General features: G+C 69.1%; 22 protein-coding genes. 9 read left to right on the forward strand and 13 right to left on the reverse strand.

Features of this window, described 5'->3' with window-relative positions; all coding sequences use genetic code 11:
- Positions 1–72: 72 nt before the first annotated feature.
- Complete coding sequence (disA, locus tag OG303_RS22770; protein ID WP_405870452.1) at positions 73–1,197, forward strand: DNA integrity scanning diadenylate cyclase DisA; 1,125 nt, start codon at positions 73–75, stop codon at positions 1,195–1,197.
- A gap of 80 nt (positions 1,198–1,277) precedes the next feature.
- On the opposite strand, the gene OG303_RS22775 is transcribed toward disA, so the two are convergent.
- A complete protein-coding gene (locus tag OG303_RS22775; protein ID WP_405870454.1) occupies positions 1,278–2,117 on the reverse strand; it encodes a hypothetical protein in 840 nt (279 codons plus the stop codon).
- A gap of 149 nt (positions 2,118–2,266) precedes the next feature.
- On the opposite strand from OG303_RS22775, the gene OG303_RS22780 reads away from it, so the two are divergent.
- The 5 genes from OG303_RS22780 (at position 2,267) to cseC (ending at position 6,885) form a co-directional block, all read left to right on the forward strand.
- Entirely contained in the window at positions 2,267–3,202 is a 936-nt protein-coding gene (locus OG303_RS22780) for an A/G-specific adenine glycosylase (protein ID WP_405870455.1), read from the forward strand.
- Positions 3,203–3,464: 262 nt separating this feature from the next.
- Positions 3,465–4,004 (forward strand): SigE family RNA polymerase sigma factor, encoded by a 540-nt coding sequence (locus OG303_RS22785; protein ID WP_390668618.1) that lies wholly within the window; start codon positions 3,465–3,467, stop codon positions 4,002–4,004.
- Positions 3,992–4,639, forward strand: coding sequence for a hypothetical protein (locus OG303_RS22790; RefSeq protein WP_405870457.1), 648 nt, complete (start codon positions 3,992–3,994; stop codon positions 4,637–4,639). The genes OG303_RS22785 and OG303_RS22790 overlap by 13 nt, the downstream gene beginning before the upstream one ends.
- Before the next feature lie 180 nt (positions 4,640–4,819).
- Positions 4,820–5,524, forward strand: coding sequence for a two-component system response regulator CseB (gene cseB, locus OG303_RS22795; RefSeq protein ID WP_405870459.1), 705 nt, complete (start codon positions 4,820–4,822; stop codon positions 5,522–5,524).
- 17 nt (positions 5,525–5,541) lie between these two features.
- Positions 5,542–6,885, forward strand: coding sequence for a two-component system sensor histidine kinase CseC (gene cseC, locus OG303_RS22800; protein WP_405870461.1), 1,344 nt, complete (start codon positions 5,542–5,544; stop codon positions 6,883–6,885).
- Between the two features lie 40 nt (positions 6,886–6,925).
- Here the strand turns inward: cseC and OG303_RS22805 are convergent, their stop codons facing one another.
- The 4 genes from OG303_RS22805 to OG303_RS22820 form a co-directional block, all read right to left on the reverse strand.
- The gene (locus tag OG303_RS22805) at positions 6,926–7,795 is read right to left on the reverse strand and encodes a class I SAM-dependent methyltransferase (protein WP_405870463.1); all 870 of its coding nucleotides are present in this window, start codon (positions 7,793–7,795) and stop codon (positions 6,926–6,928) included.
- Positions 7,789–8,235 (reverse strand): VOC family protein, encoded by a 447-nt coding sequence (locus tag OG303_RS22810; RefSeq protein WP_405870464.1) that lies wholly within the window; start codon positions 8,233–8,235, stop codon positions 7,789–7,791. The genes OG303_RS22805 and OG303_RS22810 overlap by 7 nt, the downstream gene beginning before the upstream one ends.
- A 55-nt stretch (positions 8,236–8,290) precedes the next feature.
- Complete coding sequence (locus OG303_RS22815) at positions 8,291–8,710, reverse strand: helix-turn-helix transcriptional regulator (protein ID WP_405877422.1); 420 nt, start codon at positions 8,708–8,710, stop codon at positions 8,291–8,293.
- A 213-nt stretch (positions 8,711–8,923) separates the two neighbouring features.
- Entirely contained in the window at positions 8,924–10,498 is a 1,575-nt protein-coding gene (locus OG303_RS22820) for an MDR family MFS transporter (protein ID WP_405870465.1), read from the reverse strand.
- A gap of 174 nt (positions 10,499–10,672) precedes the next feature.
- Between OG303_RS22820 and OG303_RS22825 the strand changes: the two genes are divergently transcribed.
- Positions 10,673–11,269 carry a TetR/AcrR family transcriptional regulator gene (locus OG303_RS22825; RefSeq protein WP_405870466.1) on the forward strand — a complete coding sequence of 199 codons (597 nt, stop codon included), beginning with the start codon at positions 10,673–10,675 and terminating at the stop codon, positions 11,267–11,269.
- Here OG303_RS22825 and OG303_RS22830 read toward each other — a convergent pair whose 3' ends face one another.
- Positions 11,270–11,983 carry a M23 family metallopeptidase gene (locus OG303_RS22830; protein ID WP_405870468.1) on the reverse strand — a complete coding sequence of 238 codons (714 nt, stop codon included), beginning with the start codon at positions 11,981–11,983 and terminating at the stop codon, positions 11,270–11,272.
- Between the two features lie 510 nt (positions 11,984–12,493).
- Between OG303_RS22830 and OG303_RS22835 the strand changes: the two genes are divergently transcribed.
- A complete protein-coding gene (locus OG303_RS22835) occupies positions 12,494–13,093 on the forward strand; it encodes an HAD family acid phosphatase (RefSeq protein ID WP_405870469.1) in 600 nt (199 codons plus the stop codon).
- 68 nt (positions 13,094–13,161) lie between these two features.
- On the opposite strand, the gene OG303_RS22840 is transcribed toward OG303_RS22835, so the two are convergent.
- The gene (locus OG303_RS22840) at positions 13,162–15,687 is read right to left on the reverse strand and encodes an ATP-dependent Clp protease ATP-binding subunit (protein ID WP_405870471.1); all 2,526 of its coding nucleotides are present in this window, start codon (positions 15,685–15,687) and stop codon (positions 13,162–13,164) included.
- A gap of 430 nt (positions 15,688–16,117) precedes the next feature.
- On the opposite strand from OG303_RS22840, the gene OG303_RS22845 reads away from it, so the two are divergent.
- Complete coding sequence (locus OG303_RS22845; protein WP_405870473.1) at positions 16,118–16,735, forward strand: SCO3374 family protein; 618 nt, start codon at positions 16,118–16,120, stop codon at positions 16,733–16,735.
- Between the two features lie 8 nt (positions 16,736–16,743).
- On the opposite strand, the gene OG303_RS22850 is transcribed toward OG303_RS22845, so the two are convergent.
- From OG303_RS22850 to OG303_RS22875, 6 genes are all read right to left on the reverse strand, one after another.
- Entirely contained in the window at positions 16,744–17,079 is a 336-nt protein-coding gene (locus OG303_RS22850) for an Lsr2 family protein (protein WP_030942666.1), read from the reverse strand.
- A 299-nt stretch (positions 17,080–17,378) separates the two neighbouring features.
- Entirely contained in the window at positions 17,379–17,930 is a 552-nt protein-coding gene (locus tag OG303_RS22855; protein ID WP_405870475.1) for an amino-acid N-acetyltransferase, read from the reverse strand.
- A 9-nt stretch (positions 17,931–17,939) separates the two neighbouring features.
- On the reverse strand, positions 17,940–18,371 hold the full coding sequence (locus OG303_RS22860; RefSeq protein ID WP_405870477.1) for a BlaI/MecI/CopY family transcriptional regulator: 432 nt from the start codon (positions 18,369–18,371) through the stop codon (positions 17,940–17,942).
- Between the two features lie 156 nt (positions 18,372–18,527).
- Entirely contained in the window at positions 18,528–18,707 is a 180-nt protein-coding gene (locus OG303_RS22865) for a hypothetical protein (protein ID WP_405870478.1), read from the reverse strand.
- Positions 18,708–18,780: 73 nt separating this feature from the next.
- On the reverse strand, positions 18,781–19,440 hold the full coding sequence (locus OG303_RS22870; protein ID WP_405877424.1) for a hypothetical protein: 660 nt from the start codon (positions 19,438–19,440) through the stop codon (positions 18,781–18,783).
- Between the two features lie 132 nt (positions 19,441–19,572).
- Positions 19,573–20,370, reverse strand: coding sequence for a type III pantothenate kinase (locus tag OG303_RS22875; protein ID WP_405870480.1), 798 nt, complete (start codon positions 20,368–20,370; stop codon positions 19,573–19,575).
- Positions 20,371–20,372 lie beyond the last annotated feature (2 nt).

Genomic DNA, 20,372 nt, shown 5'->3' on the forward strand with positions numbered 1-20,372 from the left:
CAGGTCTCGCCCGTCCGTGCGAACAGAACGTGCAGCACGGGGGCGCCCAGAACCTGCGACCGGAGGAGTGCAGTGGCAGCCAACGACCGGGCAGCAGCTCCCGGAAAATCCGGTGGGAGTTCCGGTGCCGATGGCCTGATGCGCGCCTCACTGAGCGCCGTGGCTCCCGGCACGGCCCTGCGCGACGGGCTCGAGCGGGTACTCCGCGGCAACACCGGCGGTCTCATCGTGCTCGGCTCCGACAGGATCGTCGAAGCCATGTCCACGGGCGGTTTCGTGCTGGACGTCGAGTTCACGGCCACGCGCCTGCGTGAGCTGTGCAAGCTCGACGGCGGCATCGTGCTGTCCTCGGACCTGTCGAAGATCCTGCGCGCGGGCGTGCAGTTCGTGCCCGACTCGACGATCCCGACCGAGGAGACGGGCACCCGGCACCGCACGGCCGACCGCGTCTCGAAGCAGGTCGGCTTCCCGGTGGTCTCCGTCTCCCAGTCGATGCGCCTGATCGCCCTCTACGTCGACGGTCAGCGCCGCGTCCTGGAGGACTCCGCGGCGATCCTGTCCCGCGCCAACCAGGCCCTCGCGACCCTGGAGCGCTACAAGCTCCGTCTGGACGAGGTCGCGGGCACGCTGTCGGCGCTGGAGATCGAGGACCTGGTGACGGTCCGCGACGTGTCGGCGGTGGCCCAGCGCCTGGAGATGGTGCGCCGCATTGCCACCGAAATCGCCGAATACGTGGTCGAACTGGGCACGGACGGACGCCTGCTGGCCCTCCAGCTCGACGAGTTGATCGCGGGCGTGGAACCCGAGCGCGAGCTGGTGGTCCGGGACTACGTCCCCGAGCCCACGGCCAAGCGCTCCCGCACGGTCGACGAGGCGCTCTACGAGCTCGACGCGCTCCACCACGCCGAGCTCCTCGAACTGCCCACGGTGGCCCGCGCGTTGGGCTACACGGGCTCTCCGGAGACCCTGGACTCGGCGGTCTCGCCCCGCGGCTTCCGCCTGCTGGCCAAGGTGCCGCGCCTGCCGGGCGCAATCATCGACCGTCTCGTGGAGCACTTCGGCGGACTGCAGAAGCTGCTCGCCGCGAGCGTCGACGACCTGCAGACCGTCGACGGCGTCGGCGAGGCACGGGCCCGCAGCGTGCGCGAGGGACTGTCCCGGCTGGCGGAGTCGTCGATCCTGGAGCGCTACGTCTGAGCAACACCCCTGGGAAGCGACGGCCCTGGGAAGCGGTCGCTCCGGGAAGCGGCCCCCTGGGAGTCTCCCGGCGGGGGCGCTCAGTCCGACTTGAGCAGGAACGACGTCTGCGCCTTGGCGAACCCCGCCGCCGTCGCCTCCACCAGATAGGTGCCGGCCCCGGCCGACCCCGCCGGAGGCGTCGCGCACTCGGGAGCGCTCGGCTTGCGGTCCCACTTCACGGTGTACGTGATGCCGGTGTGCGCGGGCGCCCGGAACACCAGGCTGCCGGAGCCCTTGGGGCAGTCGGCGGACGACCAGTAGTCGTCGTCGCTGCTCGCCTCGGTGATCGTCAACACCGCGCTCTTCGGCCCGAGATCGATCTTGCAGTCGGCGGCGGAGGTGTTCGCCGCGGTCAGCAGCAGGGTGGGCGTCTGACCCGGCGAGTACGTGTTGTGGAGGCTGCGCACGGTCAACTTCACGGCGCTCGCGGTGCAGTTGGGCAGCGTGGAACCACCCGCGACGACATCGTCACTGCCGACCCCGACGCCGGAGCCGACCCCGGCCGTACCGCCACCGGCCGCTCCTTCGGAGCCCCCGGTCCCGGAACCGGACCCCGAACCGGAACTCGAGCCCGTCCCGTCGCCGGACCCCGAACTGCCCCCGGAATCCGACCCGCTGGAGCCCCCGCCGCTCGACTCGTCCCGCCCGCCCGGTGCCTGGCTGATCGCCGGCCCGGAACCCGACGGCCCCGGCGTGATCGTCGAGGGAGAGGGATTCTTGTTGCTGGAGCCGCCGTTGTCCTTCTTGCCGCCGCCGCCCGACGTGACGATCCACGTGATCAGCAGCGCCAACAAGGCGCAGACAGACGTGAGTACGACCCTCCGTCGCCAGTAAATGGAGGAGGGAAGCGGCCCGACAGGATTGCGCAGAGATCCCACGGCGCAAACTGTACGAGAGATCGGCGCGTTGTCTTGCCCCACCCGCCGCCCTCACTTCAACTTTTCCGGATCATCATCCCGGTCCGCACGACGCACCGCGAGCGGCACGACGGCCCAACCGCCCGGCGCCATGGCAGGATCGGAATGCCATGACTGCTCCCACGAAGCTCCCGCATCCCAGCCCCTCCGACGACGCCGTCGGCTCCCCTCTCGGCGAGGACCTGCACTCCCCCGTCATCGACTGGTTCGACGAGCACGCCCGTGACCTGCCGTGGCGGCTCCCGGAAGCCGGCCCCTGGGGTGTGATGGTCAGCGAGTTCATGCTGCAGCAGACACCGGTGAGCCGCGTGCTGCCCGTCTACGAGCAGTGGCTGGCCCGCTGGCCGCGCCCCGCCGACCTGGCCGAGGAGGCCCCCGGCGAGGCGGTCCGCGCCTGGGGCCGGCTCGGCTACCCGCGCCGCGCCCTGCGGCTGCACGGCGCGGCCGTGGCCATAACGGAACGGCACGGCGGGGACGTACCGACCGAACACTCCCAGCTCCTCGCGCTGCCCGGCATCGGCGAGTACACGGCCGCGGCGGTCGCCTCCTTCGCTTACGGGCAGCGGCACGCGGTGCTCGACACCAATGTCCGCCGGGTCTTCGCGCGGGCCGTCACCGGCGTCCAGTACCCGCCGAACGCCACCACCGCCGCCGAACGCAAGCTCGCCCGCGCCCTGTTGCCCGAGGACGAGGGGACCGCCGCGCGCTGGGCCGCGGCCTCCATGGAGCTCGGCGCGCTCATCTGCACGGCCAAGAACGAGACCTGCCACCGCTGCCCCATCGCTGCGCAGTGCGCCTGGCGGCTGGCGGGCAAGCCCGCGCACGACGGGCCGCCGCGGCGCGGGCAGACGTACGCGGGGACGGACCGGCAGGTGCGCGGCAAGCTGCTCGCCGTCCTGCGCGACGCCCACGCACCCGTGCCGCAGGCGGCCCTCGACCGGGTCTGGCACGAGCCGGTACAGCGGGCGCGGGCGCTCGACGGGCTCGTGTCGGACGGTCTCGTGGAACCGCTTCCCGGTGCTTTGTATCGGCTGCCGTTGACGTAACCCGTCGTAACACCACGCCGCATCACAACCCACGACCCCGTCAAATCGCCCCATAACCAGGCGAATTGGTGCGTGTGTTTACCCCGTTCCTATGTCCGTTACACAACCGACGGACAGCCGATTGCCAGCCGAGCGTTGCCTCGGACAGGGCCGTGACAACACCTCCGTAGCTTCATCTTCATGCCCGGCGGACCCGGGCTGCTACGGAACAGACCGACGGCGATCGAGCCGGCCGGTAACGGGGATCGGAAGGCGGTTCGACATGGCGCAGGGCGAGGTGCTCGAGTTCGAGGAGTACGTCCGCACCCGGCAGGACGCGCTGCTGCGCAGTGCCCGCCGGCTGGTCCCGGACCCGGTGGACGCACAGGACCTGCTGCAGACGGCGCTGGTCCGGACGTACGGCCGCTGGGAGACCATCGAGGACAAGCGGCTCGCCGACGCCTACCTGCGGCGCGTGATGATCAACACGCGGACCGAGTGGTGGCGGGCGCGGAAGCTGGAGGAGGTCCCGACCGAGCAGCTGCCGGACGCCTCGGTCGACGACTCCACCGAGCAGCACGCCGACCGCGCCCTGCTGATGGACATCATGAAGGTGCTGGCTCCCAAGCAGCGCAGCGTCGTCGTCCTGCGACACTGGGAGCAGATGTCGACGGAGGAGACGGCCGCCGCCCTGGGGATGTCGGCCGGAACGGTCAAGAGCACGCTGCACCGGGCGCTCGCCCGGCTCCGTGAGGAGCTGGAGAGCCGCGATCTGGACGCACGCGCGCTGGAGCGTGGGGAGCAGGAGCGTTGCGCGGTCTGACGGACTCGGGCCGAGGGACCTTGCAGGCGGCGTTCACGGCAATGGCCGTGTTCGCCGCCCTCGCCCTTTTCGTCTCCGCCTGCGCCACGGGCGGCACCGGCGCCCGTGACGAGGGCCCGGCGCACGCGGGTTCCGACGCGGTGGCGGGCGCCGCGGTCACGCCCACGTCCAGTCCGTCGAAGACCAGTTCCCGGGTGGACGCGGTCAAGCTCGTCAAGGACGACCCGACGGTCTCGGCGGAGGTCAAGCGCGACCTGAAGCCGTGTGTCGCGGACGAGTACCCGGTCGACGTGTCGTACGGCGATCTGACCTCCGGATCGACGGACGACGTCGTGGTGAATGTGCTGACCTGCGGCGATGCCGTGGGGGTCGGCTCGTACGTGTATCGCGAGAAAGGCGGTCGGTACGAGAATGTGTTCAAGGTCGAGGAACCCCCGGTCTACGCGGAGATAGACCGCGGCGACCTGGTGGTGACCAAGCAGGTGTACGAGAAGGGTGACCCGGTGTCGAGTCCGTCCGGCGAGAACGTGATCACGTACCGCTGGAGCTCGGGCCGCTTCACCGAGGAGTACCGCACGCACAACGACTACAGCAACGCCGTCGACAACGACCCCTCTCCGAGCCCGGACAACTGACCCGGTAAGAATCTCCGGCAGGACCTCGGGCAGGAATCTCCGGCGAGAATCTCCAGCGAGGTGAACCGATCGGCACGGCCGAACCGATCGGTTGGTGAACGCGGGACGTGATCCTCGCGTCCCTTCAGAGAGCTCACCCGCACGGACGACACGAACAACACGAGAACTGAGAGCACCGGGATGGCAGACCAGACCCACGTCCTGTTCGTCGAGGACGACGACGTCATCCGCGAGGCCACCCAGCTCGCCCTGGAGCGGGACGGCTTCGCGGTCACCGCGATGCCCGACGGACTGTCCGGCCTGGAGGCGTTCCGGGCCGACCGCCCCGACATCGCGCTGCTCGACGTCATGGTGCCCGGCCTCGACGGTGTGAGCCTGTGCCGCCGGATCCGGGACGAGTCGACCGTGCCGGTGATCATGCTGTCGGCGCGGGCCGACTCGATCGACGTCGTGCTGGGCCTGGAGGCGGGCGCCGACGACTACGTGACCAAGCCGTTCGACGGTGCCGTGCTGGTCGCCCGCATCCGTGCGGTGCTACGGCGCTTCGGTCACGCGAGCGGCGGCGACAAGACCGACGAGGCCGCCTCCGACATGGCCGGCGGTGTACTGAGCTTCGGTGAGCTGGAGATCGACACCGAGGGCATGGAGGTGCGCCGGGCCGGTCAGCCGGTGGCGCTGACGCCGACCGAGATGCGGCTCCTGTTGGAGTTCTCCTCCGCGCCGGGCACCGTCCTGTCGCGCGACAAGCTGCTGGAGCGGGTGTGGGACTACGGCTGGGGCGGGGACACGCGCGTGGTGGACGTCCACGTGCAGCGACTGCGTACGAAGATCGGCCAGGACCGGATCGAGACGGTCCGCGGCTTCGGCTACAAGTTGAAGGCCTGAGCGGGGACATCAGGGACATGCGGGGGATCATCCGGCGCCCGGGTACTGCAGGTGACAGCGGTGCGGGCATCCGTACAGGCCTGCGGTGGAAGCTCAGCGCCGCCATCGCGCTGGTCGGCGCCCTGGTGGCGATCGCGCTGAGCCTGGTCGTGCACAACGCGGCCCGGGTCTCGATGCTGGACAACGCGCGCGACCTCGCGGACGAGCGCGTCCAGATCGCGCAGCGCAACTACGAGCTGTCCAGCCGGCCGAACTTCCCCAACGTCAAGATCGACGACCCCCGGCTGCCGCCGGCACTGCGGGTGAAGGTCGGGGAGGGGCGGCGGGCGACGTATGTGACCGACCGGCGCGACGGTGTGCCGGACATCTGGGCCGCCGTACCGCTCAAGGACGGGCATGTGCTGTCGCTGCACACCGGGTTCACCGACCGCAGCACGGACATCCTCAACGACCTCGACCAGGCCCTGGTGATCGGCTCCATCGCGGTCGTCCTCGGCGGCAGCGCGCTGGGCGTGCTCATCGGCGGTCAGTTGTCGCGCCGGCTGCGCAAGGCGGCGGCCGCGGCGAACCAGGTCGCCAAGGGCGAGTCGGACGTACGGGTGCGGGACGCCATCGGCGGGGTCGTCCGGGACGAGACCGACGACCTGGCGCGCGCGGTGGACGCCATGGCGGACACGTTGCAGCAGCGGCTGGAGGCCGAGCGCCGGGTCACCGCGGACATCGCGCACGAGCTGCGCACGCCCGTGACGGGTCTCCTCACGGCGGCCGAACTGCTCCCGCCCGGCCGCCCGACCGAGCTGGTCCTCGACCGTGCGAAGGCGATGCGCACCCTGGTCGAGGACGTCCTGGAGGTGGCCCGCCTCGACGGCGCCTCCGAGCGGGCCGAGCTGCAGGACATCGTGCTCGGCGAGTTCGTCGCCCGGCGAGTGGCCGCGAAGGACCCGGCCATCGAGGTCCGGGTGGTGCACGAGTCGATGGTCACGACCGATCCCCGGCGCCTGGAGCGGGTCCTGTTCAACCTGCTCGCCAACGCCGCCCGGCACGGCAAGCCGCCCATCCAGGTCACCGTCGAGGGCCGGGTCATCCGGGTCCGCGACCACGGCCCCGGCTTCCCCTCCGACCTCCTCGCCGACGGCCCGAGCCGCTTCCGCACGGGCAGCACGGACCGCGCGGGCCACGGCCACGGACTGGGCCTTACCATCGCCGCCGGCCAGGCCCGGGTCCTGGGCGCCCGGCTCACCTTCCGCAACGTCCGCCCGGCGGGCGCACCCGACCACGTAGCGGCGGAGGGCGCGGTGGCGGTGCTGTGGCTGCCGGAGCACGCACCGACGAACACGGGCAGCTATCCGATGATGCCGTAGCGACCGTCGGACGGCGGCTGACGTCAGGTGGTGGCGGCCGTCAGGTGGTGGCGACCAGCAGCTCCTCCCCTCTGGACGGCCGCACCCCGTCCGTCCTGCCCGCGAAGTACCGCTCCTCGAGATCGGCCGCCGACACGTGCCGGGCCTCCCGGAAACCGGCCTCGCGGGCCAGGGCCAGCAGCTGCGGCGGCCGGTAGAAGCTGAGGAAGGGTGTCCCGGCGGCTCGGGCGCCCTTCATCGCGACCCTGAGCTGCGCCTGCTCCCCCGGCTCGACGTCCTCGATCGGCCGCAGGAAGGTCGTGACCAGCGTCGATCCGGGGGCGAGACCCGCGACGAGCCGGAAGGTCGCCGCGATCGCCTCCTCGGTGAGGTACATCGTGACGCCCGCCGAGGCCACCACGGCGGGCCGCCCGGCGTCGAGTCCGGCGGCGAGCAGCTGCCCCCACCAGTCCCCCTCGAAGTCGACCGGCACGAGCCTCAGCCACTCGGGGATGTCGTGGCCGAGGTCCGCCAGCCGCTGCCGCTTCCAGGCCTGCGGGCCTGGCTGGTCGGCCTCGAAGACGCGCAGCCCGAGCCGGGCGGCGACCTCCGGCCGACGCTGGGCGAACGTGTCCAGACCGGCGCCGAGGACGACGTACTGATCCACTCCCTCCCCCGCCCGCGCCACGACCAGGTCCTCGACGAACCGGGCCCGCGCCACGATGGACGCCCGGGTGCGGCGGGTGGCGTCGACGTCCATGTCGGGACGCTCGCGCCAGTCGTCGCCAGGGTCGGCGATCCGCAGCCCGACCTCGTCCTCGATGACGTGCGGCGGCGGATCGGCCCGGAGGTGCAGGGCCCGCCAGAGGGCGACCCGCACGGCCGTGTGGTCGGCCGCCGGGGTTGACTCCCGCGGGGATCCGTTCAGCACGCCCAGTCCTTCGCCAGGTCGAGCTCGCCCTCGCTGGGCTGGGTGAGCGAGAACCAGTTGCCGGAGTCGTCGCGGAACACCGCCTCCGTGCCGTACGGGCGCTCCTGCGGCTCCTGCAGGAACTCCACGCCGCGGTCCTTGAGCTTCTTGTACTCCCCGTGGATGTCGTCCGTGGTCAGCGCGCCCGCACCGAGGACCCCCTTGGCCACGAGCTTCCTGACCATCTCGGCGGACTCGGGGTCCATCGCGGGCGGGCCCGGCACCATCAGCGTGATTTCGACCTCGGGCTGGTTCGCGGTGCCCACGGTGATCCAGCGCATGCCGCCCTCGCCCATGATCAGATCCGTACGGAGCTCCAGGCCCAGCTTCTCGGTGTAGAACTTCTTGGCCCGGTCCTGGTCGAGGACCCAGACGGTGGAAATGGCGAGTCCCTTGATCATCACGTGCTCCTGTCGGCGGTCGGTCGCTGCCCTGTCACCGTAGGCAGCGGCGCCTTCAGCCCGCTTCTTCGGAATTGCGCTGCCCCGGCGGCCCGCTTCTGAACCCGCCGGCCCAGAGCATGGCGTAACAGCCCGGTATGAGCGCGGCCCCGCGCCCCACGTGCTTCGCCCGGTACTCGGTGGGTGTCAGCCCGGTCCATGCCTTGAACCGGGTGGAGAACGTGCCCAGGCTGCTGAAGCCGACGAGGTTGCAGATCTCGGTCACGGACAGGTTGGCGGTGCGCAGCAGGTCCTCGGCGCGGTCGATGCGGCGGTGCGTCAGGTACTGGCCGGGCGTCTCGTCGTACGCCTCCTTGAAGGCCCGTATGAAGTGGTAGCGCGAATATCCGGCGTGCGCGGCCACCGCGTCCAGGTCCAGCTCCGGGTCGGCCCAGTCACGATCCATGGCGTCCTTGGCCAGCCGCAACTGCCGCATTTTGTCCATAGATCCGATGGTGACACGCAGTACTGACAACGGCGCCAGTAGGCCTCTCCAGCCCGTCCGGCGTTTGAGGACGAGGCCCCTTCAGGGCCGAAGGAGGGTCTGGGGGCGCAGCCCCCGGGGCAGGGGCGGCGGGGGCGCGGAAACACGAAGAAGGCCCCCCGGGGCGGACACCTACCGGGGGACCTTCAGCTCACTTTCGTACGGTCAGACGGCCTCGACCACCGGCTGCACCGGCGCGTCCTCCGCCGGCTCCTCCGTCTTCGGTCCCGTCCCCCGCAGCGTGACCTCCTTGACGAACACCGCCGCGACCAGTGCGAACACCGCGACCACGGAACCGAGCAGGAAGGCCGAGTGCGTGCCCGAGGACACCGCGTGCTGGTACGCCTCGCGCGCCACGGCCGGCAGCTTCTCCAGGCTCTTCGCGTCCAGCTGCGCCGACTTCTCGGTGATCTTCGAACCCAGGGCGCCGGCCTTCTCGGTCATGACGTGCTGGACCCGGTTGTTGAACAGGGCGCCCATGATCGCGACACCGAAGGAGGAGCCGAGCGTACGGAACAGGGTGGTGGAGGAGGACGCGACGCCCATGTCCTTCATCTCGACGCTGTTCTGCGCGACCAGCATGGTGATCTGCATCAGGCAGCCCATGCCGAGACCGACGACGGCCATGAACACACCGGACATGAACCGCGAGGTCCCCGTGTCCATCGTGGACAGCAGATACAGGCCGACGATCATCAGGGCGCTGCCGACGACCGGGAACACCTTGTACTTGCCGGTGTTCGTGGTCACCCGCCCGGCCACCATCGAGGTGACCAGCATCGCACCGAGCATCGGCAGGAGCAGCAGCCCGGAGTTGGTCGCGGACGCGCCCTGCACCGCCTGCTGGTACAGCGGCAGGAACAGCGTGGCGCCGAACATCACGAAGCCGGTGATGAAGCCGATGAGCGACATCAGGGTGAAGTTGCGGCTGCGGAAGATGTGCAGCGGCACGATCGGCTCGGCGGCCTTCGTCTGCCAGAACACGAACCCGATGAGCGCGGCGACGCCGATGCCGATGAGCTCCATGATCCGCGCGGACGTCCAGGCGTACTGCGAGCCGCCCCAGGTGGTGACGAGGACGATCGAGGTGATGCCGATGGTCAGCAGCGCGACGCCGAGGTAGTCGATGCCCGCCTTGGACCGCTTCCTCGGCAGGTGCAGCACGGCGCTGATGAGGCCGAGCGAGACCACGCCGAGCGGCAGGTTGATGTAGAACGACCAGCGCCAGCCCCAGTTGTCGGTGATGGTGCCGCCGACCAGCGGGCCGCCGATCATCGCGAGCGCCATGACGCCGGCCATCATGCCCTGGTACTTGCCGCGCTCCCGCGGCGGAATCAGGTCGCCGATGATCGCCATGACGCCGACCATCAGACCGCCAGCGCCGAGACCCTGGATCGCACGGAACCCGATCAGCTCGCCCATGTTCTGGGCCATACCGCTGAGCGCGGAGCCGATCAGGAAGATCACGATCGACGTCATGAACGCGCCCTTACGGCCGTACATGTCGCCGAGCTTGCCCCAGATCGGCGTGGAGGCCGCGGTCGCGAGGGTGTAGGCCGTCACGACCCACGAAAGGTGCTCGAGTCCGCCGAGGTCGCCCACGATCGTCGGCATCGCCGTGCCCACGATCATGTTGTCGAGCATCGCGAGCATCATGGTGATCATGAGCGCGAGCAGTACGACCCGTACGCTCCTCGGCTGTTTCTCCGGCTTCGTCTCGACTGTCTGTGTGTCCGCCATCGTTCCCACTCCCCTAGGTACTACGCCTTCTGCGGTACTGCCCCCGCCCGGCCACTTACTTGCCGCCCGGCTAGTTGGCTACACTGGGAAGGTAGACCCGTAACTAGCCGGGCGTCAAGTAAGTTTTTTAGTCGGGCGGCAAGTAAGTTTGCAGGGAGCGTGAGGAGCACGAGGATGGGCGGCACCATGGACGGCACCAAGCGGCAGCGCCGCGGAGACACCCGCCAGCGCATCCAGGACGTGGCTCTCGAACTCTTCGCCGAGCAGGGCTACGAGAAGACGTCGTTGCGCGAGATCGCCGAGCGCCTCGACGTCACCAAAGCGGCGCTCTACTACCACTTCAAGACGAAGGAAGAGATCCTCGTCAGCATCTTCGAGGACCTCTCGCAGCCGATCGTCGAACTGATCGACTGGGGCAGGCAGCAGCCGCAGTCGCTGGCGACGAAGCACGAGATCATCCGCCGCTACAGCGACGCCCTGGCTGGTGCGACCCCGCTCTTCCGCTTCATGCAGGAGAACCAGGGGACGGTGAAGGAGCTGAGCATCGGCGAGGTGTTCCGCAGCCGCATGATGGGCATGCGCGACATCCTCATCGACCCGGAGGCCGAGCTGATCGACCAGGTCCGCTGTGTCAGCGCGATGTTCACACTGCACGCCGGGATGTTCGTCCTCAACGACATCGAGGGCGACACCGAGGACAAGCGCAAGGCGGTCCTCGAGGTCGCCACCGACCTGGTGACGCAGGCGCACGAAGGCGGCCACGCGTCCTAGCTAGACGGTCACGCCCTTGGCCCGCAGGAACGCGACCGGGTCGATGGCGGAGCCGTAGTTGGCGGTCTTCCGGATCTCGAAGTGCAGGTGCGGGCCACTGGAGTTACCGGTGTTCCCGGACCGGGCTATGTGCTGGCCGGTGGTGACGACCTGACCGACCCGGACGTCGATCCGCGACAGGTGGGCGTACTGCGAGTACGTCCCGTTGCCATGCTTGATGACGATGGCGTTGCCGTACGCGGGGCCGTCGCCGGCACCGTTCCCGCCGGCCTTGACGACGGTGCCGCCGTGCGCGGCGAAGACGCTCGTGCCGCTCGCCACGGCGAAGTCCTGCCCGCTGTGGGTGGACTGCCACATGCCGCCGGCCTGGTTGAAGCTCGCGGAGAGCTTGTACTTCTTCACCGGGTCGATCCAGGACACGGCCTTCTTGGCGGCAGCCTTCTTGGCAGCGGCCTTCTTGGCGGCGGCCTTCTTCTTCGCGGCCGCCTGCGCCTTCGCCTTGGCGCTCGCGGCGGCCTTGGCGGCCTTGGCCTGCGCGGCGGCCTGCGCCTGGACGGCGCTCGCGGCGCTGGAGGCGGAGGCGGTGGTGGCATCGGCGGCGGCCGCGACCCCTGCGCCCAGCACGACCGACGCGCCGAGGCCGGCGGCCAGGACGGCCGCGCGGGTGCGGAGCAGGGACGTACGGGAAGAGCGGGACGTGACACGCGAAGACATAGGAACCTCGGGGTGACGGGGACAGAAACGCCACCCGGCGCACAAGCGGCCGCCGGGTGGGCCATCCCTTGGTAACCCCGAGACCCGCAGAGTCCAAAACCTGTGATCTACGACGGAAGCTAGTACTTCATCGCAAAACTTCCCACTTATTGACACAGCCCCCAAGTGGGACACATCGGTATCGAATCCCCCCATGACGGCAGATCCGCATTTGGAATTCCAGAACAAAAGTCCTTTTTGCCCATATCGGGTCACCCACTATCCGCCGTAGTACCGGACAAATCGCCTGTGCGGCTTGTCACCGGTCGGCAAGATCCAGATCCTCCGCAATGTGACGGGGGCTACCCTCCTGACGTCCCGTCACTTCCGGTACCAACGGCGTGCATCGCCTGATGTGACGCACATCTCTGGTCACCTACCCCCCGGTAACCCTACGGTTCCCCTCGCGCCACCCTCGCCCCTGACGATGCACCAGACAACGGCATACGGACGTGAGAGGACCCCCCATCCATGAAGAGCCGACGCCCCTGGGCGCTCCGCGCAACGGTCACCGCAGTTTCCGCCTCTGCCCTCGTGGCACTGGCCGCCCCCGCGAACGCGGCGACCAGCACCGGGGACGTCGACTACGCGACCTGGCAGAAGGACTGCCAGACGGTGATGGACCAGGCCCTGCCGTATCTGAAGCAGCGCATCGCCGCGGCCGAGCCGGGCGAGAAGCAGGCGATCGTCTTCGACATCGACAACACCACGCTGGAGACCGACTACGGCTTCAGCTACCCGCAGCCGGCCAACAAGCCGGTCCTGAACGTCGCCGAGTACGCCCAGGAGCACGGCGTCTCGCTCTTCTTCGTCACCGCCCGCCCGGGCATCATCTACGCGCCCACCGAGTGGAACCTCGAGCACGACGGCTACGACGTCTCCGGTCTCTACGTCCGCGGCTTGTTCGACCTCTTCAAGGACGTCGCCGCCTACAAGACCGCCCAGCGCGTCGACATCGAGAACAAGGGCTACAAGATCATCGCGAACATCGGCAACAGCGCCACGGACCTGTCGGGCGGCCACGCCGAGAAGACGTACAAGCTGCCGGACTACGACGGGCAGTTGTCGTAGCCGCACGCGGGCACGACGAAGGGGCCGGTGCTCGAAAGCACCGGCCCCTTCTGGCGTCGCCGTGAGGCTTACGCCTCCTTGCTCAGGTTGGGACCGGCCCCACCCGCGGCCTGCTCGATCGGCGGGACGTCGGGCAGCGCCGACTTCTCCTCACCGCGGAAGGTGAAGGTCTGGGTCTCGCCCTCGCCCTCGGTGTCCACGACCACGATGTGACCGGGACGCAGCTCGCCGAAGAGGATCTTCTCGGACAGCGTGTCCTCGATCTCGCGCTGGATGGTGCGACGCAGCGGACGCGCACCCAGCACCGGGTCGTAACCCTTCTTGGACAGCAGCTCCTTGGCGGACTGGGAGAGCTCGATGCCCATGTCCCGGTCCTTCAGGCGCTCGTCCACCTTGCCGATCATCAGGTCGACGATCCGCAGGATGTCCGCGGGCGTCAGCTGCGGGAAGACGACCACGTCGTCGACGCGGTTGAGGAACTCGGGACGGAAGTGCTGCTTGAGCTCGTCCGAGACCTTGTTCTTCATGCGCTCGTAGTTCGACTTCTTGTCACCCGAGGCCGCGAAGCCCAGGTTGAAGCCCTTGGAGATGTCCCGGGTACCGAGGTTGGTCGTCATGATGATGACCGTGTTCTTGAAGTCCACGACCCGGCCCTGGGAGTCGGTCAGGCGACCGTCCTCCAGGATCTGCAGCAGCGAGTTGAAGATGTCCGGGTGAGCCTTCTCGACCTCGTCGAAGAGGACGACGGAGAACGGCTTGCGGCGGACCTTCTCGGTCAGCTGGCCGCCCTCTTCGTAGCCCACGTATCCGGGGGGCGAACCGAAGAGACGCGAGACCGTGTGCTTCTCGCTGAACTCCGACATGTCGAGGGAGATCAGCGCGTCCTCGTCACCGAAGAGGAACTCGGCGAGGGCCTTGGACAGCTCGGTCTTACCGACGCCGGACGGGCCGGCGAAGATGAACGAACCACCGGGACGCTTCGGGTCCTTGAGGCCCGCACGCGTACGACGGATCGCCTTCGAGAGCGCCTTGACGGCGTCGACCTGGCCGATGACCCGCTTGTGGAGCTCGTCCTCCATGCGCAGCAGACGCGAGGACTCCTCCTCGGTCAGCTTGAAGACCGGGATGCCGGTGGCGGTCGCGAGGACCTCGGCGATCAGCTCGCCGTCGACCTCGGCGACGACGTCCATGTCGCCGGCCTTCCACTCCTTCTCCCGCTTGGCCTTGGCGGCCAGGAGCTGCTTCTCCTTGTCGCGGAGGGAGGCGGCCTTCTCGAAGTCCTGCGAGTCGATCGCGGACTCCTTGTCGCGGCGCACGCCCGCGATCTTCTCGTCGAACTCGCGCAGGTCCGGCGGCGCGGTCATCCGGCGGATGCGCATCCGGGAACCGGCCTCGTCGATCAGGTCGATCGCCTTGTCCGGCAGGAAGCGGTCCGAGATGTACCGGTCGGCGAGCGTCGCCGCCTGCACCAGGGCCTCGTCCGTGATGGAGACGCGGTGGTGGGCCTCGTACCGGTCACGCAGACCCTTGAGGATCTCGATCGTGTGCGGCAGGGACGGCTCCGCGACCTGGATGGGCTGGAAGCGGCGCTCGAGGGCCGCGTCCTTCTCCAGGTGCTTGCGGTACTCGTCCAGCGTGGTGGCACCGATGGTCTGCAGCTCACCGCGGGCCAGCATCGGCTTCAGGATCGAAGCGGCGTCGATGGCGCCCTCGGCGGCACCCGCACCGACCAGCGTGTGCAGCTCGTCGATGAACAGGATGATGTCGCCGCGGGTGCGGATCTCCTTGAGCACCTTCTTCAGGCGCTCCTCGAAGTCACCGCGGTAGCGGGAGCCGGCGACCAGCGCGCCGAGGTCGAGGGTGTAGAGGTGCTTGTCCTTGAGGGTCTCGGGCACCTCGCCCTTGACGATGGCCTGGGCGAGACCCTCGACGACGGCGGTCTTGCCGACGCCGGGCTCACCGATCAGGACCGGGTTGTTCTTGGTGCGGCGGGACAGCACCTGCATGACCCGCTCGATCTCCTTCTCGCGCCCGATGACCGGGTCGAGCTTGGACTCACGAGCGGCCTGGGTGAGGTTCCGGCCGAACTGGTCGAGGACCAGGGACGTCGAGGGCGTGCCCTCGGCAGGCCCGCCGGCGGCGGCGGTCTCCTTGCCCTGGTAACCGGAGAGCAGCTGGATGACCTGCTGCCGCACCCGGTTGAGATCAGCGCCCAGCTTGACCAGGACCTGGGCGGCGACGCCCTCGCCCTCACGGATCAGGCCGAGCAGGATGTGCTCCGTGCCGATGTAGTTGTGGCCCAGCTGAAGGGCCTCGCGGAGCGAGAGCTCCAGGACCTTCTTGGCACGGGGGGTGAAGGGGATGTGCCCGGACGGGGCCTGCTGCCCCTGCCCGATGATCTCCTCCACCTGCTGGCGGACCGCCTCGAGCGAAATCCCGAGGCTCTCAAGGGCCTTGGCGGCGACACCCTCACCCTCGTGGATCAGGCCCAGGAGGATGTGCTCGGTGCCGATGTAGTTGTGGTTGAGCATCCGGGCTTCTTCCTGAGCCAGGACGACAACCCGCCGCGCGCGGTCGGTGAACCTCTCGAACATCGTTAATCGCTCCTCAGAGCGGTCAGGCAGTGGGGGGAACTTCCCCTCCCTGTCCTTCCGCAGCTTAGTCCCGCAAGCGGGGACCGCTCATTCCAACTGCCGACACCGTCGATGGCCTCCTGACCCCGAACGCCGACATCTGCTCCAACCCGATGGTGCGAGACGATGTTCCCGCAGGCCAGGTGGTTACCCTCACCATCAGTACGCCGATGGCGAACGTGAGACGCCCTGCCCTGCGTGTCGCCCCCTCCCACTAGGGATGTCTTACCCGCCGGCACTGACACTCCATGCCGCGTGCACCGGTTCCCTCCGCTATGGGCGAACAACCTTGCACCACCCCGCACCCCCGCGCGCCCCCATTTCCGGCACTCTGCGCAGCTGCCGGAACACCCAGCGTAACTCGCGGCCCTTTCGGACGGTTGCACTTGGCATGGTTGGCAGCCTCCTCACAATCCCGCTCCCCCGGCAGCCGCTCGATCCGGGCGATCGAGCCCGCCGGTGGTACGAGAACGAACTGGGCTGGGCGACAGTGCCCGCACCTGCGGAAAGCCCCGGATCCCCGGTACGGCTGCGCGTGGGCGACCGTTTCGACGTCCTGGACGTCCCGGCCGAGGCGGGCCGGGCGGGCCTGCGCCATCTCGCGCCGGGCTCTCCGGTGGCCGTGCAGGGCGACCGGATGCGGCTGCTGGTGGCCGCGGGCAGCGCGGAGGAGTTGCCGGGGCTGCTGGACTGGCTGGAGTGGGGCGCGCTCACACTCGATCTGACGGCCACCGGTGAGGGCGGCGCCATGGACGCGCCGCTGCCCCCCGGGCCGGAGCCGGCCGATGTACGGCCCGCGGACCGCTCGGGCGCCCTGCAGGGGGCCGCCGTATGGTTGCGACCCCCCGAGCCTGGGTGCGAGGTCGAGGCCTCGCTGCCGACGCTGATGTCGGCCGTGGGGGGCGGTGGGGGCGCCCCCGATCTCGTACGACTCGTGGACACGGTGGCGACGCACTGCCACCGGTTGCGGCTGCGGCGCGCGTGCGCCCGGCCGTTGACCCTGCCGTAGCCCAGCGATCAGGCGTTGGCCTTCTCGTAGGCCTCGCGGATGGACGCGGGAACACGGCCGCGGTCGTTGACCTCGTATCCGTTCTCCTTCGCCCACGCGCGGATCTGCGCGGTGTCCTGGCTGCCACCGGAAGCGGCGCGCGCCTTTCCGCGCCCGCCCGAAGCACGGCCTCCGGTACGACGACCACCCTTCACGTAAGGCTCGAGAAGGCCACGGAGCTTGTCCGCATTGGCGGTCGTGAGATCGATCTCGTACGTCTTGCCGTCCAACGCGAACGTGACGGTCTCGTCTGCCTCGCCGCCGTCGATGTCGTCGACAAGAAGGACCTGAACCTTCTGTGCCACCGGATTTCCTTTCATCCAATACTTGAGGGCCTGGGGTCTGCGGCGTCCGCCGTTTCGCCGTCCCCTGTTATATGCAGTACTGCAGTACGTCGGAAAGCAAACCGCTTTTGCCGGAAAAACACAAACCCCTCGGAGAGACTGACTGCGGGACTGACTGCGGGACTGACTGCGGGACTGACTGCGGGACTGACTGAGAGAGCAAGCGCGAGACAGACAGTCCGCCCGGTCCGGAAACATGCGCGTTTCGGACATAGGGAACCGGGGCAGGACTCGGCGGAATACGCCCCGGTGATCGCTGATCACAGATGCAGAAGCATCCGGCTGTTGCCCAAGGTGTTCGGTTTCACCCGTTCGAGACCCAGGAACTCTGCTACGCCCTCGTCATAGGAACGCAGTAGCTCCGCGTAGACATCGGTGTCGACGGGCGTCTCGCCGATCTCGACGAAGCCGTGCTTGGCGAAGAAGTCCACTTCGAAGGTCAGACAGAAAACGCGACGAACACCCAGCCAACGTGCGGTGTGCAGCAACTTCTGCAGCACTTGATGCCCGACACCGGCGCCCTTCAGGCCGGGCTTCACCGCGAGAGTGCGGACTTCCGCGAGGTCTTCCCACATCACGTGCAGCGCACCACAGCCGACCACCTCGGCGTTGTCGTCCCGTTCGGCGACCCAGAACTCCTGGATGTCCTCGTAAAGCGTCACCGTTGCTTTGTCGAGCAGGATGCGGCCGCGGACGTACGTGTCAAGGAGTCGGCGCACGGCCGGGACATCGCCGGTACGCGCCCGCCGGACAGTGATGGCTTTAGCGCTGACTTCGGGGCCTTCGGGGCCATCAGGACTCTCTGCTGACATGTGCGGACGCTATCGCCCGTCGTCCTCCGGCGCCGACCCGGGGTTCTCATCGGCGGTATCGCCGCCGGTATCCGAGGTCGCTTCGGCTGTTTCCGGGCCTTGGACGATGCGTACAGCGTCTCTGAGAGCCCGTCGCTGTTCCTCGCTCATCATCCCGAAGAAGGCGACGAGAGCAGCCGCGGGGTTGTCACTCTGCGACCAGGCGTCGTTCATCAGAGCGGCCGCGTAGGCGGCCCGGGTGGAGACCGCCTCATATCGATAGGCCCGGCCTTCCGCCTCACGGCGTACCCAGCCCTTCTGATGGAGATTGTCCAAAACGGTCATCACCGTGGTGTATGCGATGGACCGTTCCTGCTGAAGATCTTCCAGGACTTCTCGAACGGTCACCGGGCGGTTCCACTTCCACACCCGCGTCATGACCGCGTCTTCGAGTTCTCCCAATGGGCGAGGCACAGTTCAGCACAATAGTGGGAGAACTCCTTCACAGCCTGCTGGACGGGCGCTTTCGATCACAAACGGTGACAAAAAGGGCGCACGACTCGGAAAGCGCGAGCATGCGCGGGAGTCGTGCGCCGAGGGAGCGGCGTCGGGGAGGGCTCAGCCGTCGGTCTTCGCGGAGCCCTGCCGGGCCCCCTCCGCGCGCGCGAGAACGGCGTCGACGGCCGCGTCCTCCTTGGCCTTGTTGGCCCCGCCCTGGGTCTTCACGATCACCCGGATCACGCCGATGAAGAACACAGCCATGACGACCGGGGGCACAAGCGCGGAGACGTAGTCCATGCGTCCAGGGTAGCCACGGGGCGGAAGGGCGGGCGGGGCGGGGTTGGGGAAGTTCCGGACGGTTCGGGGCTTCTCAGCCCGCGGCGAGGTGCCTGGGCGGATTCGAGCCGGACGGCGGGGTCGGTTTGCGGCGCGGGAAGACCTCGCCCGGGGTCGGGATGGGACGGGACGGTTTCGGGGTCGCCGGGGCGGGAGCCGGCTTGGGAGTGGCCGGCTTCTGGGCGGGCTTCTTCTCGGGCTTCCTGGCGGGATCCCGGTCCACGTCCTCGGCAGGGTCCGCCCCGGTACCGACAAGGCCGCCGGGAAGGGCCGTGAGGCGGGTGCGGGCGGCCGGGACGGTCGGGGTGGCCGGGCGCGACGTACCGCGCGCGAGGCGGGCGCGTACGTCCTGCTCGGCGAGCATCCGGCAGCGCCCCAGGAGGACGGATGCGGCCGGGTTGCCGCGCAGGGCCCGGAGGGCGGACAGGTCGTCGGGGTCCGGGCGGTATCCGGCCGCCAGCGCCTCCTCGAGGAGGACGAGGTACCCGGCGGCGGTGCCGGGCAGGGCGGCTCGGTAACGCGCGAGGTCGGCCACCAGGAAGGCGCGCAGCCTGGCGCCCTCCCGCATCGCCTCGTCCAGCGACTCGGCGAGGCGGAGACAGTCCTGGACGTCCTCGGCGGGAGTGGGGCCGGGCTGAAGGGCGAGGGCGAGAGCGCGGCGGAGCACACGCAGCTCCTCCACGCCGAACGCCATGCCGCCGCGAGATCCGTATGGCGTGGGCATGCGGCGACGATACGCGCTAATCAGACAAATTCGACATATTTCGCCATACGTGGACGAGTGTCGCGCAACCGGCCCACTCGGTTACGCCGAGGCCCACCGTCCTCACATCCGCGACACGTTCCGCTCGTACACCAACCGGAGCCCGACCAGCGTCAACCACGGCTCGTGCTCGTCGATCACCGACGACTCCCCCAGGACCATCGGCGCAAGTCCGCCGGTCGCGATGACCGTCACGTCGTCCGGATCCTCCGCCAGCTCCCGCGCCATCCGGCCGACGACACCGTCGACCTGCCCGGCGAACCCGTAGATGATCCCGGACTGCATCGCCTCGACCGTGTTCTTGCCGATCACGCTCCGCGGGCGGGCCACCTCGATCTTGCGCAGCTGCGCGCCCTTGACGCCGAGCGCCTCGACGGAGATCTCGATGCCGGGCGCGATGACGCCGCCGATGTACTCCCCGCGCGCGGACACCGCGTCGAACGTCGTCGCCGTACCGAAGTCCACGACGATCGCGGGACCGCCGTACAGCTCGACCGCCGCCACCGCGTTGATGATGCGGTCGGCGCCGACCTCCTTGGGGTTGTCGGTCAGGATCGGGACGCCCGTCTTCACGCCCGGCTCCACCAGCACCGCGGGCACGTCGCCGTAGTACCGGCGCGTCACCTCGCGCAGCTCGTGCAGCACGGACGGCACGGTCGCGCAGATCGCGATCCCGTCGATGCCGTCGCCCAGCTCGTCCCCGAGCAGCGGGTGCATGCCCATCAGGCCCTGCAGCAGCACCGCCAGCTCGTCCGCCGTGCGGCGCGCGTCCGTGGAGATGCGCCAGTGCTCGACGATGTCGTCCCCGTCGAACAGGCCGAGGACGGTGTGCGTGTTCCCTACGTCGATCGTCAGCAGCATGG

The sequence above is a fragment of the Streptomyces sp. NBC_00005 genome, from assembly GCF_045160215.1.
GTDB lineage: Bacteria > Actinomycetota > Actinomycetes > Streptomycetales > Streptomycetaceae > Streptomyces.